24 protein-coding genes are annotated in these 25,321 nt (G+C 74.4%); 10 read left to right on the forward strand and 14 right to left on the reverse strand.

The annotated features are described in order from the left end of the window. From ACGFNF_RS05760 to ACGFNF_RS05775, 4 genes are all read right to left on the reverse strand, one after another. On the reverse strand, positions 1-480 hold the full coding sequence (locus tag ACGFNF_RS05760; protein ID WP_393166032.1) for a hypothetical protein: 480 nt from the start codon (positions 478-480) through the stop codon (positions 1-3). A gap of 148 nt (positions 481-628) precedes the next feature. Continuing rightward, positions 629-2,278 carry a ribosomal protection-like ABC-F family protein gene (gene abc-f / locus ACGFNF_RS05765; protein ID WP_393166034.1) on the reverse strand — a complete coding sequence of 550 codons (1,650 nt, stop codon included), beginning with the start codon at positions 2,276-2,278 and terminating at the stop codon, positions 629-631. A gap of 222 nt (positions 2,279-2,500) precedes the next feature. After that, on the reverse strand, positions 2,501-3,598 hold the full coding sequence (locus tag ACGFNF_RS05770; protein WP_393166036.1) for an SRPBCC family protein: 1,098 nt from the start codon (positions 3,596-3,598) through the stop codon (positions 2,501-2,503). Positions 3,599-3,718: 120 nt separating this feature from the next. After that, on the reverse strand, positions 3,719-4,918 hold the full coding sequence (locus ACGFNF_RS05775) for an RtcB family protein (protein WP_311411120.1): 1,200 nt from the start codon (positions 4,916-4,918) through the stop codon (positions 3,719-3,721). 451 nt (positions 4,919-5,369) lie between these two features. Here ACGFNF_RS05775 and ACGFNF_RS05780 point away from each other — a divergent pair, with 451 nt between their 5' ends. From ACGFNF_RS05780 to ACGFNF_RS05800, 5 genes are all read left to right on the forward strand, one after another. After that, positions 5,370-5,969, forward strand: a complete 600-nt coding sequence (locus ACGFNF_RS05780) for a DUF6058 family natural product biosynthesis protein (protein ID WP_357579029.1) — start codon at positions 5,370-5,372, stop codon at positions 5,967-5,969. A gap of 94 nt (positions 5,970-6,063) precedes the next feature. Further along, positions 6,064-6,519 carry a helix-turn-helix domain-containing protein gene (locus ACGFNF_RS05785; protein WP_393166038.1) on the forward strand — a complete coding sequence of 152 codons (456 nt, stop codon included), beginning with the start codon at positions 6,064-6,066 and terminating at the stop codon, positions 6,517-6,519. Next, positions 6,512-6,931 carry a DUF4180 domain-containing protein gene (locus ACGFNF_RS05790; RefSeq protein ID WP_393166040.1) on the forward strand — a complete coding sequence of 140 codons (420 nt, stop codon included), beginning with the start codon at positions 6,512-6,514 and terminating at the stop codon, positions 6,929-6,931. Before ACGFNF_RS05785 ends, ACGFNF_RS05790 begins: the two co-directional genes overlap by 8 nt. Positions 6,932-6,974: 43 nt before the next feature. Further along, the gene (locus ACGFNF_RS05795) at positions 6,975-8,165 is read left to right on the forward strand and encodes a spore photoproduct lyase family protein (RefSeq protein WP_393166042.1); all 1,191 of its coding nucleotides are present in this window, start codon (positions 6,975-6,977) and stop codon (positions 8,163-8,165) included. A 22-nt stretch (positions 8,166-8,187) separates the two neighbouring features. Then, positions 8,188-8,970, forward strand: coding sequence for an alpha/beta hydrolase family protein (locus tag ACGFNF_RS05800; RefSeq protein WP_357579026.1), 783 nt, complete (start codon positions 8,188-8,190; stop codon positions 8,968-8,970). Between the two features lie 46 nt (positions 8,971-9,016). Here the strand turns inward: ACGFNF_RS05800 and ACGFNF_RS05805 are convergent, their stop codons facing one another. Continuing rightward, entirely contained in the window at positions 9,017-9,523 is a 507-nt protein-coding gene (locus tag ACGFNF_RS05805) for a DinB family protein (protein ID WP_393166044.1), read from the reverse strand. Between the two features lie 191 nt (positions 9,524-9,714). On the opposite strand from ACGFNF_RS05805, the gene ACGFNF_RS05810 reads away from it, so the two are divergent. Further along, the gene (locus ACGFNF_RS05810; RefSeq protein WP_393166379.1) at positions 9,715-10,842 is read left to right on the forward strand and encodes an acyl-CoA dehydrogenase family protein; all 1,128 of its coding nucleotides are present in this window, start codon (positions 9,715-9,717) and stop codon (positions 10,840-10,842) included. 227 nt (positions 10,843-11,069) lie between these two features. On the opposite strand, the gene ACGFNF_RS05815 is transcribed toward ACGFNF_RS05810, so the two are convergent. The 7 genes from ACGFNF_RS05815 to ACGFNF_RS05845 form a co-directional block, all read right to left on the reverse strand. Next, the gene (locus ACGFNF_RS05815; RefSeq protein WP_393166046.1) at positions 11,070-11,684 is read right to left on the reverse strand and encodes a hypothetical protein; all 615 of its coding nucleotides are present in this window, start codon (positions 11,682-11,684) and stop codon (positions 11,070-11,072) included. A 160-nt stretch (positions 11,685-11,844) separates the two neighbouring features. Further along, positions 11,845-12,675: a M15 family metallopeptidase gene (locus ACGFNF_RS05820; RefSeq protein WP_393166048.1), complete on the reverse strand. Its 831-nt coding sequence runs from the start codon at positions 12,673-12,675 to the stop codon at positions 11,845-11,847. A 91-nt stretch (positions 12,676-12,766) separates the two neighbouring features. After that, positions 12,767-13,756, reverse strand: coding sequence for an acetylxylan esterase (locus ACGFNF_RS05825; RefSeq protein ID WP_393166050.1), 990 nt, complete (start codon positions 13,754-13,756; stop codon positions 12,767-12,769). A gap of 3 nt (positions 13,757-13,759) precedes the next feature. Beyond that, positions 13,760-16,138: a beta-glucosidase gene (locus ACGFNF_RS05830; protein WP_393166052.1), complete on the reverse strand. Its 2,379-nt coding sequence runs from the start codon at positions 16,136-16,138 to the stop codon at positions 13,760-13,762. Further along, positions 16,135-16,956 carry a carbohydrate ABC transporter permease gene (locus tag ACGFNF_RS05835; protein ID WP_393166054.1) on the reverse strand — a complete coding sequence of 274 codons (822 nt, stop codon included), beginning with the start codon at positions 16,954-16,956 and terminating at the stop codon, positions 16,135-16,137. The genes ACGFNF_RS05830 and ACGFNF_RS05835 overlap by 4 nt, the downstream gene beginning before the upstream one ends. After that, positions 16,953-17,894, reverse strand: a complete 942-nt coding sequence (locus tag ACGFNF_RS05840) for a carbohydrate ABC transporter permease (RefSeq protein WP_393166056.1) — start codon at positions 17,892-17,894, stop codon at positions 16,953-16,955. Before ACGFNF_RS05840 ends, ACGFNF_RS05835 begins: the two co-directional genes overlap by 4 nt. 8 nt (positions 17,895-17,902) lie before the next feature. Next, positions 17,903-19,201, reverse strand: coding sequence for an extracellular solute-binding protein (locus ACGFNF_RS05845; RefSeq protein WP_357579908.1), 1,299 nt, complete (start codon positions 19,199-19,201; stop codon positions 17,903-17,905). 236 nt (positions 19,202-19,437) lie between these two features. Between ACGFNF_RS05845 and ACGFNF_RS05850 the strand changes: the two genes are divergently transcribed. After that, on the forward strand, positions 19,438-20,460 hold the full coding sequence (locus tag ACGFNF_RS05850; RefSeq protein WP_357579909.1) for a LacI family DNA-binding transcriptional regulator: 1,023 nt from the start codon (positions 19,438-19,440) through the stop codon (positions 20,458-20,460). 300 nt (positions 20,461-20,760) lie between these two features. Here ACGFNF_RS05850 and ACGFNF_RS05855 read toward each other — a convergent pair whose 3' ends face one another. Together ACGFNF_RS05855 and ACGFNF_RS05860 are read right to left on the reverse strand one after the other, a co-directional pair. Next, a complete protein-coding gene (locus tag ACGFNF_RS05855; protein ID WP_393166058.1) occupies positions 20,761-21,579 on the reverse strand; it encodes a peptidylprolyl isomerase in 819 nt (272 codons plus the stop codon). 86 nt (positions 21,580-21,665) lie between these two features. Continuing rightward, the gene (locus ACGFNF_RS05860) at positions 21,666-22,997 is read right to left on the reverse strand and encodes a D-alanyl-D-alanine carboxypeptidase family protein (RefSeq protein WP_393166060.1); all 1,332 of its coding nucleotides are present in this window, start codon (positions 22,995-22,997) and stop codon (positions 21,666-21,668) included. 276 nt (positions 22,998-23,273) lie between these two features. Between ACGFNF_RS05860 and ACGFNF_RS05865 the strand changes: the two genes are divergently transcribed. From ACGFNF_RS05865 to ACGFNF_RS05875, 3 genes are all read left to right on the forward strand, one after another. Continuing rightward, positions 23,274-23,606: a cupin domain-containing protein gene (locus tag ACGFNF_RS05865; RefSeq protein WP_311411144.1), complete on the forward strand. Its 333-nt coding sequence runs from the start codon at positions 23,274-23,276 to the stop codon at positions 23,604-23,606. A 92-nt stretch (positions 23,607-23,698) separates the two neighbouring features. Further along, complete coding sequence (locus ACGFNF_RS05870) at positions 23,699-24,391, forward strand: YwiC-like family protein (RefSeq protein ID WP_393166062.1); 693 nt, start codon at positions 23,699-23,701, stop codon at positions 24,389-24,391. A gap of 200 nt (positions 24,392-24,591) precedes the next feature. Further along, positions 24,592-25,320 carry a class I SAM-dependent methyltransferase gene (locus ACGFNF_RS05875; RefSeq protein WP_393166064.1) on the forward strand — a complete coding sequence of 243 codons (729 nt, stop codon included), beginning with the start codon at positions 24,592-24,594 and terminating at the stop codon, positions 25,318-25,320. Position 25,321 lies beyond the last annotated feature (1 nt).

Raw genomic sequence — 25,321 nt, forward strand, 5'->3', positions numbered from 1 at the left:
TCATCCGGCCGGCGACGCGGCGGTCCGCTCCGCCGAGCGGGCGGCCCGGCGAACGTCGCCGGCCGCCAGCGCGAAGAGCGCGAGCGCGCCGGCGAGGGCCGCGTCCACCCCGATCACGAATCCCCGTTCCGACCCGGCGGGCGCCACGGCGACACCGGCGGCAAGCGCCACCGCCGCCGCGAGCGCCATGCCCAGGCGGGCCGACGCCTCCCACCGCACGGCCCACCGGTTCCCCGGCGACCGTCCCGCCGCGAGGCCCGCGCGCAGCCGCCACGCGGCGGCGGCGATGAGCAACGCACCGAGCGCGCCGGCGGCCCCGATCACCAGCCACGGCACGGCGAACGCCCCCGCCCGCCCGGCGGGCGACGACACGCCGCCCGCCACGAGCAGCGCGAACCCGACCGAGAGCGCGACATGAACGAGGACCACCCGCGACAGGCGACGTCGCAGCTCACTCAGCTCGGCAACGGGCATCGACACTGCCGCCTCCCCTGCTCGGGTCCACCCCGCATCGTGCCACGTCGGGTGCCACCCGGCCCAGGGGTGAGTGGCTGCACGCCTTCCTCGACGAGCGGGTCGCCGAAATGAGGAAGGAACCCGCCCACAAGGAGACCTTGACGGCCCCCGGTCACGACTCCGGCGCGAGGCCGGCGGGGGCGCCGGTCTCCCGCAGCCGGCCGTCGGCGAGCCGCAGCCAGCGGTCCACGCCGATCGCCGCGAGGAACCGTTCGTCGTGGCTGATCACCACGAACGCACCCTCGTACGCGTCGAGCGCGCTCTCCAACTGGCCGACGCTGACCAGGTCCAGGTTGTTGGTCGGCTCGTCGAGCAGGAGCAGCTGCGGCGCCGGTTCGGCGAACAGCACGCAGGCCAGGGTGGCGCGGAGCCGCTCGCCGCCGGAGAGCGCCCCGACCGGGAGGTGGGCGCGGGAGCCCCGGAACAGGAAGCGGGCGAGCAGGGTCATCCGCTGCGCCTCAGGCATCGCGGGCGCGTACGCGGCCAGGCTCTCCGCGACCGTGCGGTCGAGGTCCAGCAGGTCCAGCCGCTGGGACAGGTACGCGATCCGGCCGTCGGCCCGCCTGGTCCGGCCGCCCTCCGGCTGCACGTCGCCGCTGACCACGCGCAGCAGGGTGGACTTGCCGGCGCCGTTCGGGCCGGTGAGCGCGATCCGTTCGGGCCCCCGGATCGTGAGGTCCACCCCGTCACCGGCGAACAGGGCGCGCTCGCCGTAGCGGACCTGCATCCCCTCGCCGTGGAAGACCGTGCGACCGGCCGGCAGGCTGGTGCCGGGCAGTTCCAGCGTGATCCGCTGCTCCTCGCGCAGGGCACGGCCCGCCTCGTCGAGCCGGGCCTTGGCGTCGCCGACCCGCGCGGCGTGCGTCTCGTTCGACCGGCCCGCCGACTCCTGGGCGCCCCGCTTCATCGTGCCGGCGAAGATCTTCGGCAGGCCTGCGCTCTTCAGGTTGCGGGCGGCGTTGCCGGCCCGGCGCTCGGCCCGTTCGCGCGCCTGCTGCATCTCCCGCTTCTCCCGCTTGACCTCCTGCTCGGCGTGGCGGACGTTCTTCTCCGCGACCTCCCGCTCGGCGCGCACCGCCTCCTCGTACGCGGTGAAGTTGCCGCCGTAGGAGCGGACCTCGCTCCGGTCGAGTTCGAGGATGCGGTCCATCCGGTCCAGCAGCGCCCGGTCGTGGCTGACCAGCAGCAGGCAACCGTTCCAGTCCTCCAGCACGGCGTGCAGCGTGCGGCGGGCGTCGAGGTCCAGGTTGTTGGTGGGCTCGTCGAGGAGCAGGATGTCGGGCCGCCGCAGCAGTTGCGCCGCCAGGCCGAGGGAGACGACCTGGCCGCCGCTGAGGGTGTGCAGGGGCCGGTCGAGGGACACGTCGTCGAGGCCGAGCCGGTCCAGTTGGGCGCGGGTGCGCTCCTCGATGTCCCAGTCGTTGCCGATCGTGGTGAAGTGCTCCTCGTCGGCGTCCCCGGCCTCGATGGCGTGCAGCGCCCCGAGCACCGGCGCGATCCCCATGACCTCGGCCACGGTCAGGTCGCCGGCCAGCGGAAGGCTCTGCGGGAGATAGCCGAGCACCCCGTCGACGGTCACGGAGCCGCCGGTCGGCTGGTACTCGCCGGCGATCAGCTTGAGCAGCGTGGTCTTGCCGGCGCCGTTCGGCGCGACGAGGCCGGTGCGGCCGGCACCGACCGTGCAGGACAGCCCCTCGAAGACCGGGGTGTCGTCCGGCCAAGAGAAGGAGAGGCGGGAACAGATGATGAACGCGTCGGACATGCGCAGACCCTCAGGGTGACGTGGGCGCGCCGGGCGCCCTGGGGACGGGATTCGAAGACGACGGACCACGGCCACGGCGGCGGTCGAACGCCTGCCGCTGGCCGGGCACTTCCGGTGTCACCCGGAGATGTCGTCGTCACCCGCCACGTCTGGTCTCCCTGTCCCGATCACTCGCGCCCATCCTAACAGCGCGGCCCGGTGCCCCGGGTACGCGCGACGGCGTCAGAGGCCCGCACAGGGGTCCTCGCCCAGCGCGCAGTCCTCGGGCGCCCGGGTGAGCTGGTCGACGTCGCGCACGGCGAACGTGAAGGTCCGCGAGCGGCCGGCCGGCACGGGCGGCCCGGTGAAGGTGACCACCTGCCCGTCGCGCCGGTACTCCGCCCCGCTGACGTCGGTCAGGGAGCCGCCCTCGGCCAGCGTGACGACCACCGTCCAGCCGTCCACCGCCGTGCTGCCGGGGTTGTCGACGACAACCTCGCCGGTGAAGCCGAGCAGCCTCGTCGACACGGTCCGGTAGCGGGCGGTCATGGCGGGGGCCGACGGCGCGATCGAGGTGGGCGTACGCGAGGGCGTCGCCGAGGGGGTCGCCGACGGCGTCCGGCTCGGGCGGGACGGGGTCGGCGTGGCGCTGCGCGTGGGGCGGGCGGAGGGGGTCGCCCGCGGCGTACGACTCGGGGTGGCCGTGGCGGTCGGCGACGGCGTCGCGGCCGGGCCGGCGACCGGGTCCGGCTCGGCGGGCAGGACCGCCCACACCGCCGCCCCGGCGGCCAGCACGACGCCGGCCAGCCCCGCGACCAGCAGCGGCCAGCGCCGGCGCCGGGCGGCCGGTGCCGGCTCGTCGCCGACCACCTCGGTCACCGGCATCTCGGTCGTCATCCCGGGCTCGCCCCGGCGCAGGTCGACCTGCTGGAAGGCCAGCCAGTCGAGGATCGCCGGCAGGCGCCCCGTCAACGCCTGCCGGTAGGACTCCTCGCGGCGCTCGCGCTGCTCGTCGCTCCAGCTGCCGTGCTCCAGCACCTCGCGGACCGACAGCCGGCACCCCTCGGCGGTGGGGGCGACGGCACAGGACAGCCGGCTCCGCCGGCCGCCCTCGAGGCACCGCAACGCGATCAGCTCCGGCTCCCGCCGGTCGGTCACCTCCGCGTCGACGGCCGCGTCGAACCCGGGCAGGCCGGCGGTGAACAGCAGCAGCCGGCCGCGCGACCCGGCCATCGGCTCGACCTCGGTGAACCAGCGGGCGAGCAGAGCGCGATCCGTCAATGCGTGCCACACCCGGTCCGCCGGGTGGAACAGGTCCACCTGCACGTCGATCTCGATCACGGCGCGACTCTACGGGTATCGATCGCGGCCCGCCCCGGACGGGGGGATCCACACTGTGCGCCGGGCGGGCCGCCGGGGGTGGGCGACCGGCGCCCACCCCTCCGGGGCGCCGGTCGGCGGTCATCCCTTCACGCAGACCACCTGCTTGAGGTGCGCCACCACCTCGACCAGGTCCTCCTGCTGCGCCATCACCTGGGTGATGTCCTTGTACGCCCCGGGGATCTCGTCGACCACCCCGGCGTCCTTGCGGCACTCCACGCCGGCGGTCTGCGCGGCCAGGTCGGCGGTGCTGTACGTGCGCTTCGCCTGCGCCCTCGACATCCGCCGTCCCGCCCCGTGCGAGGCGGAGCAGTACGCGTCCGGGTTCCCCTTGCCCCGCACGACGTACGAGCCGGTGCCCATCGATCCCGGGATGATGCCCAGGTCCCCCCGACCGGCCCGGATCGCCCCCTTGCGGGTGACCAGCACGTCGACGCCGTCGTAGCTCTCCTCCGCCACGTAGTTGTGGTGGCAGCTGATCGGCTCGTCGTAGCCGACGTGCGGGAACTGCTCCCGTACCACCCCGCAGAGCAGGGCGAGCATGACCGCCCGGTTGCGCCGCGCGTACTCCTGCGCCCACCACAGGTCCCGGCGGTAGGCGTCCATCTCCGGCGTGCCGGCGAGGAACACCGCGAGGTCGCGGTCGGGCAGGTCGGTGTTGTGCGGCAGCCGCCGGGCGACCGCGATGTGCCGCTCCGCCAACTCCTTGCCGATGTTGCGCGAGCCGGAGTGCAGCATGAGCCACACCCGTCCCTCGTCGGCGCCGCCCTGCTCCAGGCAGACCTCGATGAAGTGGTTGCCGCCGCCGAGCGTGCCCATCTGCCGCTGGGCCCGCGTCTCCAACTGCGCCACCCGCCGGTCGAGGCCGGCGAACCGGCGCCAGAAGTCGTCCCAGCCGGCCTGCTCCAGGCCCCGGACCCGGCGCGGGTCGACCGGCTTCTCCCGCTGGTTGAACCCGACCGGGATGGTGGCCTCGATGGCCGAGCGCAGCCCGGCCAGGTCGTCCGGCAGGTCGGCGGCGGTCAGCGAGGTGCGCACCGCGGACATGCCGCAGCCGATGTCGACGCCGACCGCCGCCGGCGAGACGGCCTGCCGCATCGCGATGACCGAGCCGACCGTGGCGCCCTTGCCGAAGTGCACGTCGGGCATGACGGCGACGCCCTCCACCCACGGCAGCGCGCCGATGTTGCGCAGTTGCTGGGCGGCCTGCGGCTCGATGCCGTACGGGTCGGTCCAGACCCGGACCGGCGCGCGGGTGCCCGCGAGCGGGGTGTAGCTCATCGTCGTCTCCTCGTGTCGGGGGCTGGTCGCCGCCGTCGCGGCGGGACCGGAAGGGATCGGGTGACGTCGCCGGGGCGCGGCCGGGACGGAGGCGAGCGGCGATCGGGGGGACGAAAAAGCCGCCCGGCCCCGGTGGGGTGGGCGGCTGCGCGTACGCGCCGGCGCTAGACGCGCCGCCACCCCCGTTGCCGCCCCTGTCCGGGACGTCGCCGCCCACCGGATCGTGTGCCCGTGGCTAGCACGGCACCACCGTGCGGCGTCGGCCACACGGCGTCGGTGCGGGCGCGCTGCGACACGGCGTACTCCCCTGGGTCGTCCATTTGACCTTGCGCCGATGACGGTAGGCGGGCCGGAACGGTGACCGCAATGGATATTCGCGTTCCGTTCGGCCGGCACCGAACCGTCCGGCCACTACCGTTGCGCCCCGACGACGCGGCAGAAGGGGGTTCGGATGCAACTCAAGCGGCGGGTGGCCGAAAGGTACCGGCAGGTCAACGGCGACCACCCGATGACGGAGGCGGACGACGCGTACGTCAGCGCGCAGTTCGCGGTGCTCGACGAGCTGTGCGCCGCACGCGGGTGCGACGCGGACGACGTACGCCGGCTGATGCTCGACCGGCGGCTACCGCTACCGGGATACCTGCGCTCCGACGGCGCGGAGATGGTGCCCGTGGACCTGTTCGCGCTCACCGAGCAGGCCGGCGGGACGGACGCGCTGGAGGCGTGGTTCACCGGTCACTGGGCCGAGGAGGACGCCGGCGCCGCGGAGTGGGACGCCTATCTCAGCGGCCGGTACGTCTGCCTGCGGTCGGTCGGCCCGGTCACGATCCGGCGCAAGGACGAGCTGGTGGCGGCCATCCGGGCGGCGCAGGCGGACCTCGACGCCGACCCGACCGACGACGCCACGGCGCTGCGGCTGTCCGCGCTGGTCGACGAACTGGACGCGCTGGCGCCGGCGTTCACCGCGTACGACCGGCTGCGCTTCGGCGGCCCGACCTCCCGGGACACCCACGTCGACGCGGTGCGGGCCCGCCTGCGTGAGCGCCCCTGACGGCGACCGCGGCTGTCATCGGCCCGGGCGGGAACCGACGTAAGCATCACATCGACTTCCCCATCCTTCCCTGTTGTGACTAGATTAGGGAACGATGAGTGAGGAAATGTACTCGGTGGAGCAGGTGGCCGAGCGGCTGGGTCTGCACGTGCGCACCGTGCGGGGCTACATCCGCGCCGGTCGGCTCAGGGCGGTGCGGATCGGCAAGCAGTACCGGATCGCCCGCGCCGACCTCGACGCGCTGACCGGTCGGTCGGCCCCCGCCCGTCCCGTCGGCGGCACGGCGGTGGAGGTGTCGAGCATCCTGCAGATCGACGGCGTCGACCGCGCCGCGGCCGACCGGCTGGCCACGCTCGTCCTGGCCGCGGCGAACACCACCCACCACCCCGCGCACCCGCTGCGCATCCAGACCGTCCACGACGAGGAGCGGAACCGCATGAAGATCGTGATCCTGGGCGGTGCCTCGGCCACCGCCGAATTGCTGCAGCTGGTCGACGCCGTGCTCGACGGCGACAACGGCCTGCTCACCGGGGAGGCCGGCGGTGCCTGACGTCATCCAGGAGCGGGCCGGGGTGCCGGTGCTGGTGTGCGACCCGGACGGCCCGCCGGTGGCCACCGAGCAGGACGCGCTGGACCTGATCGGCTCGGCCTTCCTCGGCGCCCAGGTGGTGGCCGTGCCGGTGAGCCGCCTCGACGCCTCCTTCTTCTCCCTCGGCACCCGCTTCGCCGGCGAGGTCATGCAGAAGTTCGTCAACTACCGGCTGCGCCTGGCCGTCGTGGGCGACATCGGCCCGCACCTCGCGGCCAGTTCGGCCCTGCGCGCCCTCGTGCACGAGTCGAACCGTTCCGGCCACGTGTGGTTCGTCCCCGACCTCGACGCCCTCGACGCCCGCCTGGCGCCGCCGTCGGGGCCCGGTGGGGCCGTCACCCCCGGGCCGGGCGGGGCGCCGACGCGCGGCTGACCGCCCCGGGGTTGCCGGCGCGCGGGACGGGTAACCGGCGCGGATGAGGCCGGAGGCCGAGCCGGTGGACGTCGACGAACCGCTGGCCGTCGACGTACCGCCCGCGCCGCACGACGCCAGCGGCGAGCGCGTGCCGACCCGCGACCTGGCCGGGCTGGCGCCGCCGGCGCGGCCGGCGCGGCGGTGGCTGCCGCGCCGGGTGGTCGCCACGCCGGCCGCGCTGGACCACCCGCACGGCCGGCGCGTGGCCCGGCGCGTCGAGGCCCTGGGCATCGAGGTCGAGCGGCTGCGCGCCAACCGGCTCACCGGCATCCGCGGGGCCACCGAGCGGGAGACGTACGCGCGGGCGAAGGCGACCATGGCGCTCGTGGTCAGCCCGCCGTCGCGCCGGAAGCTGCAACCCATCGCGCCAAGCGCGGACTGGCGCTTCGACCTGGCGGAGGGCTGCCCGGCCCACTGCCAGTACTGCTACCTCGCCGGCTCGCTGTCGGGGCCGCCGGTGACGCGGGTGTACGCCGACCTGGACGACATCCTCGCCGGCCTGGCCGACTACGCCGGGCGGGGCACGGTGACCAGCCGCAGCGCCGGGCGGGCCGCCGAGGGCACCACCTTCGAGGCGTCCTGCTACACGGACCCGCTGGCCCTGGAGCACCTCACCGGCAGCTGGCGCCGGGCGGTGGAGCACTTCGCCGGCTGGGACGCCCCGGTGCAGCTGCGCTGGACCACCAAGTACGCCGACGTGGACACGTTCGTGGGGCTGCCGCACGCCGGGCGCACCCGGGTCCGGTTCAGCGTGAACTGCCGCCCGGTCAGCGAGCGGATGGAGGGCGGCACGGCGTCGGTGCCACACCGGCTGGCGGCGCTGCGCCGGCTCGCCCTCGACGGTTACCCGGTGGGGTTGACCGTCGCGCCGATCATGCCGCTGCCCGGATGGCGGGAGCACTACGGCGAGCTGCTCGACGCGGTCGCGGGCGCGGTCGCCGGGGTGCCGGGGCTCGACCTGACCGCCGAGCTGATCACCCACCGGTTCACCCCGGGCAGCAAGGAGGTGCTGCTCGACTGGTACCCGCGTACGAGGCTGGAGATGGACGAGTCCGCCCGCAGCCGCAGGTACGGCAGGTTCGGCGCGGTGAAGTACGTCTACCCGCGCGACACGATGGCCGAGCTGCGCACCTGGTTCGACCGCGAGCTGGCCGCCCGGCTGCCGGCCTGCCGGGTCCTCTACTGGACGTGAGGATCGGCTACGGTCGACGACCGTGGCCCTGATGCGTGTCGACTTCCACTCCGAGGTGCTCGGTCTCGGCACCTCCATGACCGTGATCCTGCCGCAGCGCACCTCCTCGCAGGTCGGCATGTCCGGTGCCGCCCCGCAGGGCGATCCGCCGGTGCTCTACCTGCTGCACGGGTTGTCCGACGACGACACGATCTGGCTGCGCCGCACCTCGATCGAGCGGTACGTGGCGCCGCTCGGCCTGGCCGTGGTGATGCCCCAGGTCGGGCGCAGCTTCTACAGCGACGAGGAGCACGGCAACCGGTACTGGACCTTCCTCACCGACGAGCTGCCCCGGCTGTGTCACGGGTTCTTCCGGCTCTCGGCGCGGCGGGAGGACACCTTCGTCGCCGGGCTCTCGATGGGCGGATACGGGGCGCTGAAGTGGGCGCTGCGCGACCCGGGCCGGTTCGCGGCGGCGGCGAGCCTCTCCGGCGCGCTCGACGTGGCCGCCCGCCGCCACGCCACCACCGCGCCCCTCGACCCCGCCGTCTGGCACACCGCCTTCGGCGAGCGCACCGTCGGAGGCAGCGACGACGATCTCCTCGCCCTGCTCGGCAGGACCACGGGCGACGACCTGCCCGCACTGCGCGTCGCCTGCGGCACCGAGGACTTCCTGTACGAGGACAACCTGACCTTCGTCACGGCGGCCCGCGAGCGCGGCGTCCCGCTCACCGTGGACTTCTCCCCCGGCGCGCACGACTGGGCGTACTGGGACGCGAAGATCCAGGACGTGCTGGCCTGGTTGCCGCTGCGCACCGGCGCCTGACCCGGCGGCCGGCTGAGCGGTGCCGGTGCTCGAGGCGGCCCGGCGCTCAGGCCCCGACGGTGCCGTCGACGCCCTCGCGCAGGAGGTCGGCGTGGCCGTTGTGCCGGGCGTACTCGTGGATCAGGTGCAGCATCACCAGGCGCAGGGACACGTCCTCGCCGGATCTGGCGTGGCGGCCGGTCACGTCGAGCGACCCGGCCTCGCGCTCGATGCGACGCGAGTGCGCGACCTCCCGCTGCCAGGCGTCGAACGCCTCGGCGCGGGTGGCGCCGCTCGCGTCGTACGCCACCTGGAAGTCGCCGGAGTCCGACCAGACCAGCGGCACGTCCTCGCCGTCGATGGTCCGGCGGAACCAGGCCCGCTCCACCTCCGCCATGTGCCGGACCAGACCGAGCAGCGACAGCGTGGACGGGGGCATCGACTGCCGGCGCAGGTCCTCGTCGGACAGCCCGTCGCACTTAATCGCGAGGGTCGCCCGGTGGTAGTCGAGGAAGGCGCGCAGCATCTCGCGCTCGTTCCCGGTGACGGGCGGCCCGATCCGTTCGGTGGCCACGACCCACTCCCCTCCTCGTGTGACGGCACACCCGCCGTCCGACGGTCGCTCGTCTCCGAGCCGGAACGTCCGATCATGCCCGACGTCGCCGGCGCGCGTAGCGTGGGCACGCAGCCGCACGCCCCGGGAGGAAACCGACCGTGACCCTGTCCACCCCCGCGACCGCGCTCGCGTACTTCGGCGTCGACGCCCTGATCGACGACGACACCCGGGACCTCCGGGCCGCCGTGCGCGGCTTCGTCGACCGACGGATCCGCCCGGAGATCGCCACCTGGTACGAGCAGGGCCGCCTGCCCGTACGGGAACTCGCCCGCGAACTCGGTGAACTCGGCGTGCTCGGCATGCACCTGCAGGGCTACGGCTGCGCCGGCACCTCCGCCGTCGCGTACGGGCTGGCCTGCTTCGAACTGGAGGCGGGCGACTCGGGGCTGCGCTCCCTGGTGTCGGTGCAGGGATCGCTCGCCATGTACGCCATCTGGCGCTTCGGCTCCGAGGAGCAGAAGCAGCAGTGGCTGCCCCGGATGGCGGCCGGCGAGGCCATCGGCTGCTTCGGCCTGACCGAACCGGACTTCGGCTCCGACCCGGCCGGCATGCGGACCCGGGCCCGCCGCGACGGGGACGACTGGGTGCTCGACGGCACCAAGATGTGGATCACCAACGGCTCCGTCGCGGATGTCGCCGTGGTGTGGGCCCGCACCGACGAGGGCGTACGCGGCTTCCTCGTCCCCGCCGGCACCCCCGGTTTCACCGCCCCGGAGATCACCCGCAAGCTCTCCCTGCGCGCCTCAGTGACCTCGGAACTCGTCCTTGACGGCGTGCGGCTGCCCGCCGACGCGATGCTGCCGGAGGCCGCTGGCCTGTCCGGGCCGCTGACGTGTCTCAACGAGGCCCGCTTCGGCATCGTCTTCGGGGCGCTGGGCGCGGCCCACGACTGCCTGGAGACGACGATCGCATACGCCCGCAGCCGGCAGATCTTCGACAAGCCGCTCGCCGCGTACCAGGCGACCCAGCTCAAGCTCGCCGACATGGGGCTGGAGCTGGGCAAGGGGATGCTGCTGGCGTTGCAGATCGGCGCGCTGAAGGACGCCGGCACCCTCGACCACCGGCAGATCAGCCTGGGCAAGCTCAACAGCGTGCGGGAGGCCATCGCCATCGCCCGCGAGTGCCGCGCCATCCTGGGCGCGGCCGGGATCACCCTCGACTACCCGGTCATCCGGCACTCGGCCAACCTCGAATCGGTGCTCACCTACGAGGGCACGTCCGAGGTGCATCAGCTGATCATCGGGCAGGTGCTGACGGGTCACGCCGCCTTCAAGTGAGCGGGGCCGCGCGGGCACGTCCTGTCGCCTCGTCGGCGGCCAGGGGGCCACGAGGTCTCCGGTAACGGGCCCTTCCAGGAACCAGCTACCGGAGACCTCGCCGTCCGTCGATCAGCGGCACGCCGAGGCCGGATCAGGGACTGCCGCCGGCCGCCGAGAACCGGCGCGGCCAGTCACGATCCGTGAACAGACGTAGGCGGCGTGGTGCGGCGCAGCCACGGCAGCCGTCACGCCGGCACGCCCGCCACGGCGTCCGCGACGTTGCCCTGGTAGCAGGTGGTGGTGGAGATGCTGGGGGCGGTGACCACCGGGCCGTAGACCACGTATCGCTGGCCCGTCTGCGCGTTGCGGCACTGGATCTGGACCCGGTAGGTGCCGGTGTCGCACTGTGCGGTGCCGCGGCCGTAGTAGTGGCTGCTCCCCTGGTGGACCCACTCCGCCCAGGAGACGCAGCCGGTGACGCCGGCCGTGGGCAGTGGGTCCTCGACGGGGTAGACGCCCTCGGCGACGTTACCGCTGTAGCAGGTGGCAGTGGCCGTACCGGGCGCGTTCACCGCACTGCCACCGTAGACGACGTACCCCACGCCAGTCTGCTGGTTGCGGCACTGGAGTTTGACCTTGTAGCGGCCGGTGGCGCACTGCACGTTGCCGCGACCGTAGTAGTAGCTGTTGCCCTCCTGCACCCACTGCACCCACGTCGTGCAGCCGGTGGGGGCGACCTGGACGCCGAAGTCCGACTGCGCCACCGCGTGGGCCGACGCCGGGGCGGCCTGTGCGGGTGCGGCCACGGCGGTAAGGCCGAGGACGGCGGCTGCGACCACCGAAAACGGATGCCTGATCACGTCTGTCTCCTGCGTGGGGGGATGGGGAGGACTTGCCGGACGGCAGGGACCATACCAGGAAAGCTTCGAAGGACGTCTATACATTCGCACCGTGGTTCGTCGTCGCCCATCGATGGCGGATCGCGACCGGGGCCCCCGCCCCGCACTTCGAGGCGGGGCCCTAACCGCCCGCCGGCCCGGCCGAGGAGCGTGCCACCGGCACGTCGAAGTAGGTGTCCGGCCAGGGTTCGTCGCGGTAGCGGTAGTGCCACCACTCGCGGTCGTAGTTGACGAAGCCCTCGTCGGTCATGAGCTGCCGCAGCAGCCGCCGGTTGTCCCGGGCCACGCCGGTGACCTGCGGCGAGTCGGTGTGCGCGAGCGGGTCGAAGCAGTCGAAACCGGTGCCCATGTCGACGCCGTCGTCCGCGAACCGCTGCCCCTCGGGGGCGGTGCAGGAGACCAGGGGCTGGCCCGGGACGTACGAGGGCTGGGTCGGGGTCGGCACGTCGACCAGGGTCAGGTCGAGGGTGCTGCCCCGGCTGTGGGCGGTGGGGGCGCCGATGTAGCCCTCGTCGAACAGCTCGGACTTGGCCACCCGGGGATAGAACTCGGCCTTCATCCGCTGCTCCCCGGGCTGCCCGGCCCACTCGACGAAGTCGTCGGCGGCCCGCTGCGGGCGGTAGCAGTCGTACACCTTGAGGCTGCGGCCCCGGGCCAACGCGGCGTCCTGCACCCTGCGCAGCGCCTCGGCGGCCGGCCGGGTGAGCAGGCAGAGCGGTTCGGGATAGCCGGCGACCGGTCGCCCGACGAAGTTGTGGGCGGTGGCGTACCGGATGTCGGTCCGGATGCGCGGGTCGACGTCGGTGAGGACGACGAGGCCCGGCCCGGGCGACATCGCGGCGGGGGCGGACGCCGGGGACGTCGGCGCCGGGGACGACGGTGGCGGCGCGGCCGGTGGTGACGGCGCGGGTCGGGTGCAGCCGGGCGCGAGCGCCACGATCACGACGGCCACGGCCACGGCCACCGCCCGCCGACGGGCGGTCGCGGCGCGCGGGGCTCGCCGTCGGATCCGGACTGGCCTGGCCACACCCCTGTCTATCAGGCTACGGGCCGTCGGGCACCCGGTCCGGCGAGAGGTGTACGCGCAGGAAGCGCACCGCCGCCTCGTCGTCGTCGATCCCGCCGGCCTCGTGACCGTTGTAGCGCCAGACCGACAGCTCCGTCGGCCCCCGGCAGGCGTTGACGGCGGCGAAGACCGTCGACGGCGGCACGATCTCGTCCATCAGCGCGACGGAGAAGCGGGCCGGCAGGTGGCACCGGCGGGCGAAGTTCACCCCGTCGACGTAGGCCAGGGTGTCCAGCACCCGCTCCTCGGCGTGCCGGTGCACGGCCAGATAGTCGCGGATCTCCCGGTACGGCTGCGCGTCCGTGAGCACGATCGCGCGCGGGATGTCGCACAGGAAGGGCACGCCGGCCACGACGGCCCGCAGGTCGGGCGTCAACGCGGCGACGGCGAGCGCCGCCCCGCCGCCCTGGCTGTGCCCGAGGACCGCGACCCGCGCCGGATCGACCGCCGGCAGGGTCCGGGCGGCGTCCACCGCCCGCACCGCGTCGGTGAGGAACCGCCGGTAGTAGTACGTGCGGGGGTCCGTCACGCCACGGGTGGCCACCCCGGGCGCCTCGGGGCCGGCGGCGGCCGGATCCGGGGTGTCCCCCCGGGTCCAGCCCGTCCCCTGCCCCCGGGTGTCCATCTGCAGGTGCGCGAACCCGGCCGAGGCCCACAGCAGGTTCTCCAGCGGGTGGCCCCGGCCGCCGCCGTAGCCGGCGTACTGCACGACGGTGGGCAGGGGCGACCCGGCGCCGCGCGGCAGCCGCAGCCAGGCCCGCACCGGCTGCCCGGCGAAGCCGGGAAAGGTCACGTCGAGCACGTCGATCGTGGCCAGCCCGGTGGGCACCGGCTCGGCGCGCACCGGCCAGCCGCACTCCCGCGACTCGGCGAGCGTGTCCGCCCAGAACCGGTCGAAGTCCGCCGGCTCCCGCACCCCGCCGCGGTACGCCCGCAGCTGCTCCTCGGGCAGGTCGGTGAGGGCCACCGCTCAGCCGGCCGACGGCGTGACGGCGAACCGGGGGTGCAGCCGCCGGGTGTGGTCGACGTGCCGGGCGGGACCACGCAGCGCGACCGCCGCCACGAGCCGGTGGTCCGTGCTGGACGCCGCCAGCCGCAGCTCCAGCTCCCCCGGCTCCACGACGCGCCGCCCGTCGCGCCCCGTGAAGGCGAACAGGTCGGCCGGCACGGCCAGGTCGACCCGGCAGGCCGCGCCCGCCTCCAGCGGCACCCGCAGGTAACCGACCAGCCGCTGCACCGGCTGGACCACCGAGGCCACCGGGTCGTGGGCGTACACCTGCACCACCTCGCTGCCCCACCGGGAGCCGGTGTTGCGCACGGTGAAGTGCAGCCGCAGCTCGCCGTCGGTCGGCGCGAGCGGCTCGTCGACGACCAGGCCCGACCAGTCGAACGTGGTGTAGCCCAGGCCGTGCCCGAAGCCGAACGCCGGCGTCGGGTCGACGTTGGAGACGTCGCTGGCCTGGCCCAGCCGGGCCGACAGGTAGGTGGTCGGCTGCGCGCCCGGCCCCCGGGGCACGCTGACCGGCAGCCGCCCCTGCGGTGCGATCCGGCCGCTGAGCACGCCGGCGATGGCCGGGGTGCCCTCCTCGCCGGGGAAGAACGACTGCACGATCGCCGCCGCGTCGGTCACCGCCCGGCCCAGCGCGTAGGGCCGCCCGGCGAGCAGCGTCGCCACCACGGGCGTACCGGTGTCCAGCAGCGCGTCGAGCAGGTGCTGCTGCGCCCCGGGCAGGGCCAGCGACTCGGCGTCGCAGCCCTCGCCGCTGGTGCCCCGGCCGAACAGTCCCGCCCGGTCGCCGAGCGCGGCGACGACCACGTCCGCGTCCCGCGCCGCCGCGACGGCCGCCGGCACCCCGGAGGTGTCGTCGCCGTCGACGGAGACGCCGGCCACGGTGACCACGACGCTGCCGGGGAACTCGGCGCGCAGCGCCGCCGCCAGGGTGGGCAGCGCGATGCCGACGGGCACCTCGGGATGCCGGGAGCCGACGTGGGCGGGGAACGAGTAGCAGCCCAGCACCGCCGTGGGGCTCTCCGCCTGCGGACCGACCAGCGCGATGCGGGCCGGCCGGTCCAGCGGCAGGGTGCCGTCGTTGGCCAGCAGCACCACGGAGCGCTCGGCCACCTCGCGGGCCAGCGCCCGGTTGGCGGGCGGGTCCAGGTCGACGGTGCCGCGCAGCGCCTCCGGGTCGGACAGGTCGGCGCCCGCCAGCGCGGCCGGCACCGGGCTCCAGTCGGCGTCGAGGAGACCGAGCTGCGCCTTCTGCGTCAGCACCCGGCGCACCGCCCGGTCGATCAGTGCCTCCGACACCGCGCCGGCCGCGAGCGCCTCGCGCAGCGGCGCGCCGAACGTCTTCACCGTCGGCAGCTCGACGTCCACGCCCGCTGCCAGGGCCTCGGCCGCCGCCTCGGCCCAGCTGCCGGCCACGCCGTGCAGGGTGTGCAGGAAGGCGATGCCGAAGTAGTCGGCCACGACGGTGCCCGGGAAACCCCAGGCGTCGCGGAGCAGGCCGGTCAGCAGCTCCTCGTCGGCCGCCGAGGGCATCCCGTCGGTGTCGGTGTAGGCGTGCATCACCGACCGCGCGCCGCCCTCGCGTACCGCCATCTCGAACGGCGGGATGATCACGTCCGCGCGCTCGCGGGGGCCCATCGCCACCGGTGCCAGGTTGCGCCCGCCCCGGGAGGCGGAGTAGCCGGCGAAGTGCTTCAGCGTCGCCACCACGCCAGCGGACTCCAGGCCCCGCACGTACGCGGTGGCGACGGTGCCCACCAGGTAGGGGTCCTCGCCGATCGTCTCCTCCACCCGCCCCCAGCGCGCGTCGCGCACCACGTCGAGCACCGGGGCCAGCCCCTGGTGCACCCCGACGCGGCGCAGGTCCGCGCCGATGGCGGCGGCCATCCGCCCGATCAGCTCCGGATCGAAGGTGGCGCCCCAGGACAGCGGCACGGGGTACGCGGTGGCACCCCAGGCGGCGAAGCCGGCCAGGCACTCCTCGTGCGCCATCGCCGGAATGCCGAACCGGTTGGCGGCGGCGACGCGCTGCTGGGTCCGCAGCAGCGACAGCGCGCCGAGCGCGGGATCGACGGGCGCGGTCCCGAACGGCCGGGTGAGCTGGCCGAGGCCGACGTCCAGCAGGTCGTCCAGGTCGACCGGTTCCTCCATGTCGTGCTGGTACGGCGCGACCTCTCCCCCGTCGGCGGCGGCGCCGACCCAGACGCCGTAGAGCTGGGCCACCTTCTCCGGCAGGGTCATCGCGGCGACCAGGGCGTCCACCCGCGTCGCGAGGTCGAGGGTCGGGTCGGTCCAGATCGCGGTGCCGGGGGCGATGTCGAGGGTCACGTTGTCGGTCACTTTCCTCCGACGCCCATCAGCCCCTGCACCAGGGCCCGCCGGGCGAACAGATAGACGAGCAGGACGGGCACCATCGACAGCACGACCGCGGCGAGCAGGCCGGGAATGTTGATCCCGTACTGCGTCTGGAAGTTGTAGAGGCCGAGGGTGATCACCTTGGTGGAGTCGGACTGGGTGAGGATCAGCGGGAACAGGAAGCCGTTCCACGCCTGGAGGGCGGAGAAGACCGCGATCGTGGCGATCCCGCCGCGCGACAGCGGCAGCACCAGCTGGGCGAAGACCCGCGCCGGGCTGGCGCCGTCGATGGCCATCGCCTCGTACAGGTCGGGGGTGATGTCCCGCATGACGCCGCTGAGGATCAGCGCGCACACCGGCAGCGAGAACGCGGCGGTGGGCAGGATGACGCCGACGAGGTTGTCGTAGAGCCCCGCCTTGCTGATCAGGTAGAAGATCGGCACGATGACCGCCTGCGCCGGGATCGCCAGGCCCAGCAGGAACAGCCGGAACACGCCGGAGGTGAGCCGGCTGCGGCTGCGCACGATGGCGTACGCCAACGGCGGCACGAGCAGCAGCACGATGGCCACCACGCTCACCGTCACCACGACGGTGTTGAACAGGTAGCGGCCGAAGCCCTCGTCGAAGGCGCCGGTGTAGTTGTCGAGGGTGAAGGTGTCGGGCGGGGCGAGCGGGCCGTTGCGGCCGTAGCCCTCCCGAGTCTGCACGGTGGTCGCCAGCATGACGTAGATCGGCAGGCCGACCACGAGGAGCCAGGCCAGCGCGCCGATCCCGGCGAGCCAGTTGGGGCGGTGCCGCTTCACAGGCCCTCCATCGTGGAGCGCATCTTGTCGTAGCCGGAGACCCGGACCACGATCAGCGAGATGACGGTGGCGACGACGACGAGGAGCAGGGCGATGGCAGCGCCGGCGCCGAAGTCGAAGCTTTGGAACGCCTGCTCGTACATGTGGTAGGCGGTGATGGTGGTGTCGGTGCCCGGCCCGCCCTGGGTGAGGATCAGGACGGTGTCGAACGTGGTCAGCCCGCCGACGACCATGAGGACCACGGAGGTGATCATGGCGTTGCGCAGCTGCGGCAGGGTCACGTGGCGGAACTGCTCCCACCGGCCGGCGCCGTCGACCTCGGCGGCCTGGTAGAGCACCGCGGGCACGGCACGGGCCGCGCCCTGGTAGATCAGCGCGTGGAACGGGATGAACTGCCAACTGCCGACGAAGACCAGCACGGCGATCGCGCCCGTCCGGCTGCCGAAGAGGTTGCCGTCGCCGAACAGCCACGGAGCCTGACCGGGTATGCCGAAGTTCGGGTCGAGCAGCGCCCGCCACAGCACCGACACGGCGGTCGCCGACAGCAGCAGCGGCAGGAAGAAGATGGCGGACAGCACGGCCCGGTTGCGCTGCGGCCCGGCCGCCCACACGCCGATCAGCAGGCTCAGCGGCGTCTGCACCAGCACGCCGAGGGCGGTGAGCAGGACGCTCAGCCACAGGCTGTTGATCATCACCGGGTCGCGGGCGAGCCGCTGCCAGTTGTCCAGCCCGACGTACTCCGGCGAGCCGAGGCCCGCCCAGCTGGTGAAGCTGAGCACGACCACGAGGACCAGCGGGGCCAGCGCGAAGAGCCCGAAGAACAGGGTGGCGGGCAGCGCCCAGGCGAAGCCCGGGCGGCTGAGAGTGGGGCCGCCCGGGCGTCGTCGGGCCCGTCGCTGCTCCGTCGCGGTGGAGGCGGCGAGGGTGGTGGTGGACATGGTCGCGCTCAGCCCGCCTGGAGGGACTGCATCGCCTTGATGAAGCCGGCGGCGTCCAGCCGGCCGTTGCAGTACTGCTGCACGGCCTGGTGGATGGTCGTGGTCGCGGCCGGCGGGTACGCCTGGTCCCAGGAGAGCTGGAAGTTCGGGGCCTCCTTGACCAGGGTGAACTGGTACTTCAGGTAGTCCGGGTTGGTGGCGCCGTCGAGGAACTTCTCGGTGTTGGTGGTGGTGGGCAGGTTGCCGATGGCGAGCTGCGCCTGGACGAACTCGTCGGAGTACTGGAGCTTGAGGAACTCCGCCACCGCCTCCGGGTGCTTGGTCTTCTTCAGCACGGAGTAGAAGTTGTTGGTGTTGCCGACCACGTTGCGCGGGTCGCCCTTGCCGCCCGGGACGCTCGGGAAGGCGCTCCAGCCGAGGCCCTCGGCGGCGAAGGTCGGGTTGGCGTCGTGGTGGGTCGAGTAGTTCCAGGAGCCCATCAGCTCGAAGCCGGCCTTGCCGCTGGACAGCAGTGCGGGAGAGCCGCCGTCGGTGAACTTGACCGAGTCGAAGTTGGTGCCGAACGCGCCCGCGTCGGTCAGCTGCCGCAGCAGCTCCAGGGCGCGGCGGCTCTCCGGGCTCTCCCAGGCGCTCTTGTCGCCGCCGAGCGCCTTGGCGAACAGCTCGGGGCCGGCCACCCGGTCGTAGAGGTACTGGTACCACATCTGGGTCGGCCACTGGTCGCCGCCGCCGAGGGCGATCGGCGTGATCCCCTTGCCCTTGAGCGTCCGCACGGCCGCCAGCAGGTCGTCCCACGTCTTCGGCGGGGTGATGCCGGCATCGGCGAGGACCTTCTTGTTGTGGAACAGCAGCACCGGCTGGGTGCCGCGCATCGGCACCCCGTACGCCTTGCCGTCGACCATTGCGGTGTTGAAGACCGACGGCAGGAAGTTCGCCTTCAGCCCCGGGTCCTTGGCGATCATGTCGTCGAGCGGCAGCAACAGGTCGGCCTTGACGAACGGGGTGATGCTGCCGCCGCCCCAGTTGAAGAAGACGTCCGGTGCCTGCTTGGTGTTGATGATCGTCTGGAGCTTGGTCTGGTAGTCGGCGCCGGGGATCGTGTCCAGCACCGCCTTGACCTTCGACGTCTTGTTGAACGTGTCGACGAGCTGCTTCTCGACCTTGTTGGTGGCGTCTCCGTAGACCAGGATGCGGATCTCGTCCTGGCCGGCGGCCGAGTCACCGTCGCCGCAGGCGGTCAGTGGCAGCGCCAGCGCCAGGGCGGCGCCGAGCGCGACGACGCGGGCGAGCCGCGTACGTACAGTCATGATCGACCTCTCGTGGTGGGGGTGTGGTGGGGGACGTCGCCGCCGGCGCGACGACCGAAAGGTGTTCGACAAGTTTCCGGAATACTTCCGTAACTCGTCCGAACGCTAGAACCGACCTGCCGTGTCGTCAACCCCCGATCGTGGGGCAAGATGGCCCCTGGAGCGGCCCCGCCGTTCCGGACGTTTTTCGGTGGTCACGGGTACGGTCGGTCTTCCGACCGGTGAAGGAGACGCGGGTGGACGGCGACGACGGGCGCAGGATCACCATCACCGCCATCGCGCGGGAGGCCGGGGTCTCGGTGCCGACCGTGTCGCGGGTGCTCAACGGGCGCTCGGACGTGGCTCCCGGCACCCGCGAGCGGGTGGAGGAGCTGCTGCGCCAGCACGGCTACCAGCGCCGCGGCAGCCGCACGGTCAGCCGCGTCGGCCTGGTCGATCTGGTCTTCAACGACCTGGACAGCCCCTGGGCTGTCGAGATCATCCGGGGGGTCGAGGACGTCGGGCACGGCGCGGGCGTCGGCACGGTGGTCTCCGCGATCCACCGCCAGTCGACCGCCGCCCGGCAGTGGTTGCAGAACCTGCGGGCCCGCGCCACCGACGGCGTCATCTTCGTGACCTCGCACCTGAGCCCGCCGCTGCACGCACAGCTGCGCCGCCTCAACGTGCCTGTGGTCGTCATCGACCCGGCCGGCGTGCCCGCCACCGACGTGCCCACCGTCGGCGCCACCAACTGGGCCGGCGGGCTCGCCGCGACCGAGCACCTGCTGTCGCTCGGGCACCGGCGGATCGGCTTCGTCGCCGGGCCGACGCACCTGCTGTGCAGCCGGGCCCGCCTGGACGGCCACCGGGCCGGGCTGGAGGCGGCCGGGGTGCCGGTGGAGGACCGCCTGGTGCATCCCGGCGACTTCTACCACGCCTCGGGCTTCGCCGCCGGCACGGCGCTGCTCGACCTCGACGACCCGCCGACGGCCATCTTCGCGGCCAGCGACCAGATGGCCTTCGGCGTCTACGAGGCCGTCCGCCGCCGCGGGCTGCGGATCCCCGACGACGTCAGCGTCGTGGGCTTCGACGACCTGCCCGAGGCCCGCTGGGCCTCACCGCCGCTGACCACCGTCCGGCAACCGCTTGTGGAGATGGGTCGCCTGGCCGCCCGGACCGTGCTGCGGCTGGCGCAGGGCGAGGGCATCGACTCCCCCCGGGTGGAACTCGCCACCAACCTGGTCGTCCGGGACAGCACGGCGCCGCCGCGCCGGCCGTGAGCGCCGCCGCGCGGCTCACCGTCCGGCCGCGGCGCTCCCGACAGCGTTCCGGAAGTTCCGGGGGATCGCCACCGGCCTGACCGCCGGAAGTCACCGCGCGCGGGCCGTGCGGACGTTCGGGTCGGCGCAGCGGTCCCCCACCGCCCGGGTCAGCCGACCGCTCAGGAACGGCGCGCCGGTCCAGCGCCGTCCCGGTCCGGCCGGACGTAGCCGGACCGGCGCGCCGGCCCCCGCCGTCGCGGACCGGCCGGACGTACCGGAACGGGGCCGCGGCCGGCGGGGAGCACCGGGCCTTCGGGTTCAGTGGTGCGGGTGGTGGTGCTTGACCGCGCGCCGGATGTCCACCGGCAGGGCGGGCGCGCCGTCGACCGGCGCGGGGTCCTCGACGGTGGGGGCGATGCCGCCGGCGGCGATCCGGTCCAGGGTGGCCAGGCCGGCGGCGTCGATCGAGCCGAACACCGTGTAGTTGGGGCGCAGCGCCGAGTCCGACTGGACCAGGAAGAACTGGCTGCCGTTGGTGTCGGGGCCGGCGTTGGCCATGGCGAGGGTGCCCCGGGCGTAGAGCCGGCGTACGCCGGTCGGGTCGGTCGGCGCGGGCGGCAGGTCGGTGGGTAGCTCGTCGGCGTAGCGGTAGCCGGGGCCGCCGGAGCCGGTGCCGGACGGGTCACCGCACTGGAGCACCTTCAGCGTCGGGTACGCGGTGAGCCGGTGGCAGGAGGTCCGGTCGTAGAAGCGGTGGCGCACCAGATGCAGGAAGCTCTGCACGGTGCAGGGGGCCGCCTCCCGGTCGAGGGTCAGCCCGATCGGCCCCTGGTTGGTGCGCAGCGTGACGCGCACGCTGCCCCGGTCGGGGGTGCGCCTCGGGTCGGGCGGCAGCGGGACCGGCCTGGCGGCGGGGTCCTCGGGCGTCTCCGTGTAGGCGCACGGGCCGGGCGTGACCCGGGAAACGGCGGCGGCGGCCGGGGCTCCGCCGGGCGCGGCGACCGCTGCGGCGCCGCCACCGGTGACCAGCGCGCCCGCGACCAGGGCCACCCCGGCGAAGCGGGACAGCGTACGGGCCGGCCGGCGGAATGCCTCGATCGACGGCGGGACGGGGTGCGGTCGGGGTTCGCTCGACACGGGGATCCTCCTGGACTCGTGGCGCTGGAAAGACCGGAGTCTATGGATCCCGTCGTCGCTTGTCGATCCGCCCCGCCCGGTCGTGGTCAGGAAGGGGCCCTGCCGTACCGGCGCCGGGCCGCCCGGCGGCGCCAGAGCAGCGCCGCCCCCAGCAGCGCGACCGCCCCCGCCGCGAGCGCGGCGACGGGCCACCGGGCGATCAGCCCGTCCTCGAGCGGGCCGCTGGCCGCGGCCGGGCGTGGATCGACGGTGGCGGCGAGCGCGGGTGGCGAGGGGGTCGCCGAGGCGGTCAACTCCCCGGGCTCGACCAGCCGGCCGACGGCGGAGCCCCGCGGCAGCGTGAAGCCCCAGTCGAGCAGGGCGGCGCCCTGCTCCCAGCCCCGTGCGGGCTGCGGCTCGGCACCGAGCAGCGTGACCACCAGCCGCCGCCCGTTGCGCTGGGCCGCCCCGACGTAGGTGTGCCGGGCCAGGTCGGTGAAGCCGGTCTTGCCGCCGAGCGCGCCCGGGTAGCGGTAGACGAGCTGGTTCTCGTTCTGGATCTCGAAACCCTTGGTGCGCTGCGCGGGCTGGGCGGGGATGCGGTGCGTCTCGGTCAGCGCGTACCGGCGGAACGTCGGGTCGGCGAAGCAGGCCCGGGCGACCAGCGCCAGGTCGTACGCGCTGGTGAACTGGCCTCGTCCGTCGAGACCGGAGGGGGTCACCGCGTGGGTCTGGAGGGCGCCGAGGCGGTGCGCCTCCTCGTTCATCGCCCGCACGCCGCCGGCCATCCCGTCCGGCCCGCCGCCGAGGCGGGCCAGCACGTTGGCCGCCTCGTTGCCGGACTGGAGCAGCAGCCCGAGCCAGACGGTCTCGATCCGGTAGCGCCCGCCAGCGACCAGCCCGACGGCCGAGGAGCCGGGTTCGATGTCCATGTCCCCGTCGGTGACGGTGACGACCTGCTGCGGGTCGAGTCGGGGCAGCATGGTGGCCGCCAGCAGCAGCTTCTGCACGCTGGCCGGGGTGCCGTACTCGTGCGGGCCGCAGCCGCCCAGCACCTGGCCGGTGTCGAGGTCGGCGACCAGCCACGAGGTCGCGGTGACCGCCGGCGGGCGCGCGGCCCCCGCCGGGACGATCAGACCGGCGGTGTCGAGCGCCTGGCCGCCCACGGCCCGATCCTCCGGCACGGCCGGCGGCGGTGACGGACGCGGCGGCCGGGACACCCTGGGCGCGGGCGCCTTCGGGCAGGGCGCGGACCCGACGACACCGGGCGCGGACCCGACGGCCCCGGGCGCGGACGGCGCCACGCCGGGCGGGGACGCGACGACGCCGGGCGAAGTCACGGGAGCGACGGGACCGGCCGGGCCGGCCGCCGCGGGGACGGGAGCGCCGGTGCCGAGGAGGACGGCGGTCGCCGTGGCCGCCAGCAGCCGAACCTTCATGCACCGCACCCTAGTCGGCGGAGTTCGGGGCGCGGGCCGGGTTCTCCAGGCCCGGGGGCCCGGGACGGGTCGAAGGCGTGGCCGGCTCACCTTCCGCCCGACCGTTTCCCCGGCGCGGACTCACCGGTTCCGGGACCATCGGCCCTGCCACGGGGCCCGGCCGGGACGGAAGCTGGAGACTGAAAGCGGTACCCGATCTTCCGGTTTACGTGCCGGGCACCGCCGCAGGCGGCGTCCCCGCCCCGCGGGCCGCCCGACACCGACGAAGGGACGACCATGGAAGCCCTCTCGCTGACCCGCCTCGCCGACGAGCAGCTCGCCGCCGCGCGGGAGGCCGACAGCGGACGCAGCGCACGTTCCCTGCACGCGGGCCGGGACCGCCGCCTGCGGCAGACCCTGCTCGCCCTGCGCGGCGGCCGGTCCCTCGACGAGCACGACAGCCCGGGCGAGGCGACGCTGCAGGTGCTCGTGGGGCGGGTGCGCCTGGTGGCCGGGGACGAGTCCTGGGAGGGCGACGCCGGCGACCTCGTGGTCATTCCGCCGCTGCGGCACGCGCTGCACGCCGTCACGGACGCCGCCGTCCTGCTCACCGTGACGCCGCGGCCGTGAGCACCGTCCCGGCCCGTCGTCACCGCCCGGCCGGGAGCCCCGCCGTGGCCGCCCCCGGCCACGCTCGAGGCCGGGGGCGGTCGCCGGGCTGGGTGCCGCCGCAGCACGGCGCGTGGGCGATGCTGCTGCTGCCCTTCCTGGCGGCGCTGACCGTCACCGGCCCGCACCCGCTGCACCTTCCCCTGCTCGGGGCCGCGCTCGCCGGATACCCGCTGTCCTACTTCGGGTTGCAGGCGGTCAAGACCGGACGGATCCGCCGGGTGCGCCCGCACCTCGTCGGGTACGGGATCGCCACCGTCGCGCTCGGCACGCCGGTGCTGGTGGCCCGGCCCGCGACGCTCGCCTACGCCCCGCTCTTCGTGGCCCTCGCCGCCGTCAACGCCGGCTACGCGCGCCGGCGGCGCGACCGGGCGTTCGTCAACGACCTCGCCTTCGTGACGCAGTGCGGGCTGCTCGGTCTCGTCGTCGCCACGGTCGCCGGGGTGCCGTGGACCGGCGTGGTCGGGGTGACGGTCGTGGCGCTGGGCTACCTGGTCGGCACCGTCGTGCACGTCAAGACGATGATCCGGGAGCGGGACAGCGTCCGGTACCGGTGGGTGTCGTGGACGTACCACGCCGTCGTCGCGGTCGCCGCCGCGCTCTGGGCGCCGGTGCCGGTCGCCGTGGTCTTCGCGGTGCTGCTGGCCCGGGCGGTGCTGCTCGCCGGGCGCCGGGTCGCGCCGATGCGGGTGGGGCTGGTCGAGACGGCGTGCGCCCTGCTGGTGCTGGCGGCGGTGGCGCTCTGACCTCGGCGGCGGTGGCGCTCTGAGCCCGGCGGGGGCGGGGCGCTGCCGGGCCCCGTCGGCCCGCGTCGACGGGAGGACTCCCACGGGGCGGGACGCACCGCGTCGGTTGGCTCACAAGCCGTTGCCTCCGGCAGCGCTCACCGACTAGAACCGGGGAACGATCGCCCGGACCGCCCGGCGACGGTGGCGAGGTGATGGCCGTGGCTCTGATCTCCTACGACGACGCCGATGCGGCGGCCTTCGCCGCCACCCGGGAGCTGCCGCGCAGCGGCCTGGACCGGTGGCGGCACGCGGTGCAGCAACACCTTCGGCCGCGTACCGGCACCACGCTGCTCGACCTCGGGGCCGGCACCGGCGCCTGGGCCAGCGCCTTCACCGAGTGGTTCGGCGCCCGGGTGGTGGGGGTGGAACCCGCCGGGGCGATGCGCGCCCGCGCCAGCCACCGGCCGCTGCTCGCCGGCGACGCGGTCGCGCTGCCGCTGCGCGACTCCGTGGCGGACGCCGCGTGGCTGTCCACGATGGTGCACCACATCCCCGACCTCGACGCGGCGGCGCGGGAGCTGCGCCGGGTGCTCCGCCCGGGCGCGCCCGTGCTGATCCGCTCGCCGTTTCCCGGCCGGCACCAGCGGATCACGCTGTTCCGCTGGTTCCCGGAGGCGGTACGCGTCCTCGAGACCTATCCGGACCTGGTGCGGGTGCGCGCGGCGTTCGCCACGGCCGGGTTCACCGTCAGCACCGTCGAGCCCGTCGCGCAGACCACGGCGGCGTCGCTGGCCGAATTCGCCGAGCGCCTCGACCGCCGGGCCCACACCCCGCTCCAGTCGATCACCGACGAGGAGTACGCCGACGGCCTGGCCCGGCTGCGGGCCGCCGCCGACAGGGCGAGCGGCCCGGTCGTCGACCACCTCGACCTGCTGGTGCTGCGCTGAG

Origin of the sequence: Micromonospora sp. NPDC048868 (assembly GCF_043198195.1) — a bacterium.
Lineage (GTDB): Bacteria > Actinomycetota > Actinomycetes > Mycobacteriales > Micromonosporaceae > Micromonospora > Micromonospora reichwaldensis.

Excerpts from the sequence above, each read along its gene's own strand:
- ACGFNF_RS05860 (WP_393166060.1), bottom strand. The coding sequence starts at position 22,997 with ATGAAGGTTCGGCTGCTGGCGGCCACGGCGACCGCCGTCCTCCTCGGC.
- ACGFNF_RS05775 (WP_311411120.1), bottom strand. The coding sequence starts at position 4,918 with ATGAGCTACACCCCGCTCGCGGGCACCCGCGCGCCGGTCCGGGTCTGG.
- ACGFNF_RS05795 (WP_393166042.1), top strand. The coding sequence starts at position 6,975 with ATGAGGCCGGAGGCCGAGCCGGTGGACGTCGACGAACCGCTGGCCGTC.
- ACGFNF_RS05865 (WP_311411144.1), top strand. The coding sequence starts at position 23,274 with ATGGAAGCCCTCTCGCTGACCCGCCTCGCCGACGAGCAGCTCGCCGCC.
- ACGFNF_RS05845 (WP_357579908.1), bottom strand. The coding sequence starts at position 19,201 with ATGACTGTACGTACGCGGCTCGCCCGCGTCGTCGCGCTCGGCGCCGCC.
- ACGFNF_RS05785 (WP_393166038.1), top strand. The coding sequence starts at position 6,064 with ATGAGTGAGGAAATGTACTCGGTGGAGCAGGTGGCCGAGCGGCTGGGT.
- ACGFNF_RS05780 (WP_357579029.1), top strand. The coding sequence starts at position 5,370 with ATGCAACTCAAGCGGCGGGTGGCCGAAAGGTACCGGCAGGTCAACGGC.
- abc-f (WP_393166034.1), bottom strand. The coding sequence starts at position 2,278 with ATGTCCGACGCGTTCATCATCTGTTCCCGCCTCTCCTTCTCTTGGCCG.
- ACGFNF_RS05840 (WP_393166056.1), bottom strand. The coding sequence starts at position 17,894 with ATGTCCACCACCACCCTCGCCGCCTCCACCGCGACGGAGCAGCGACGG.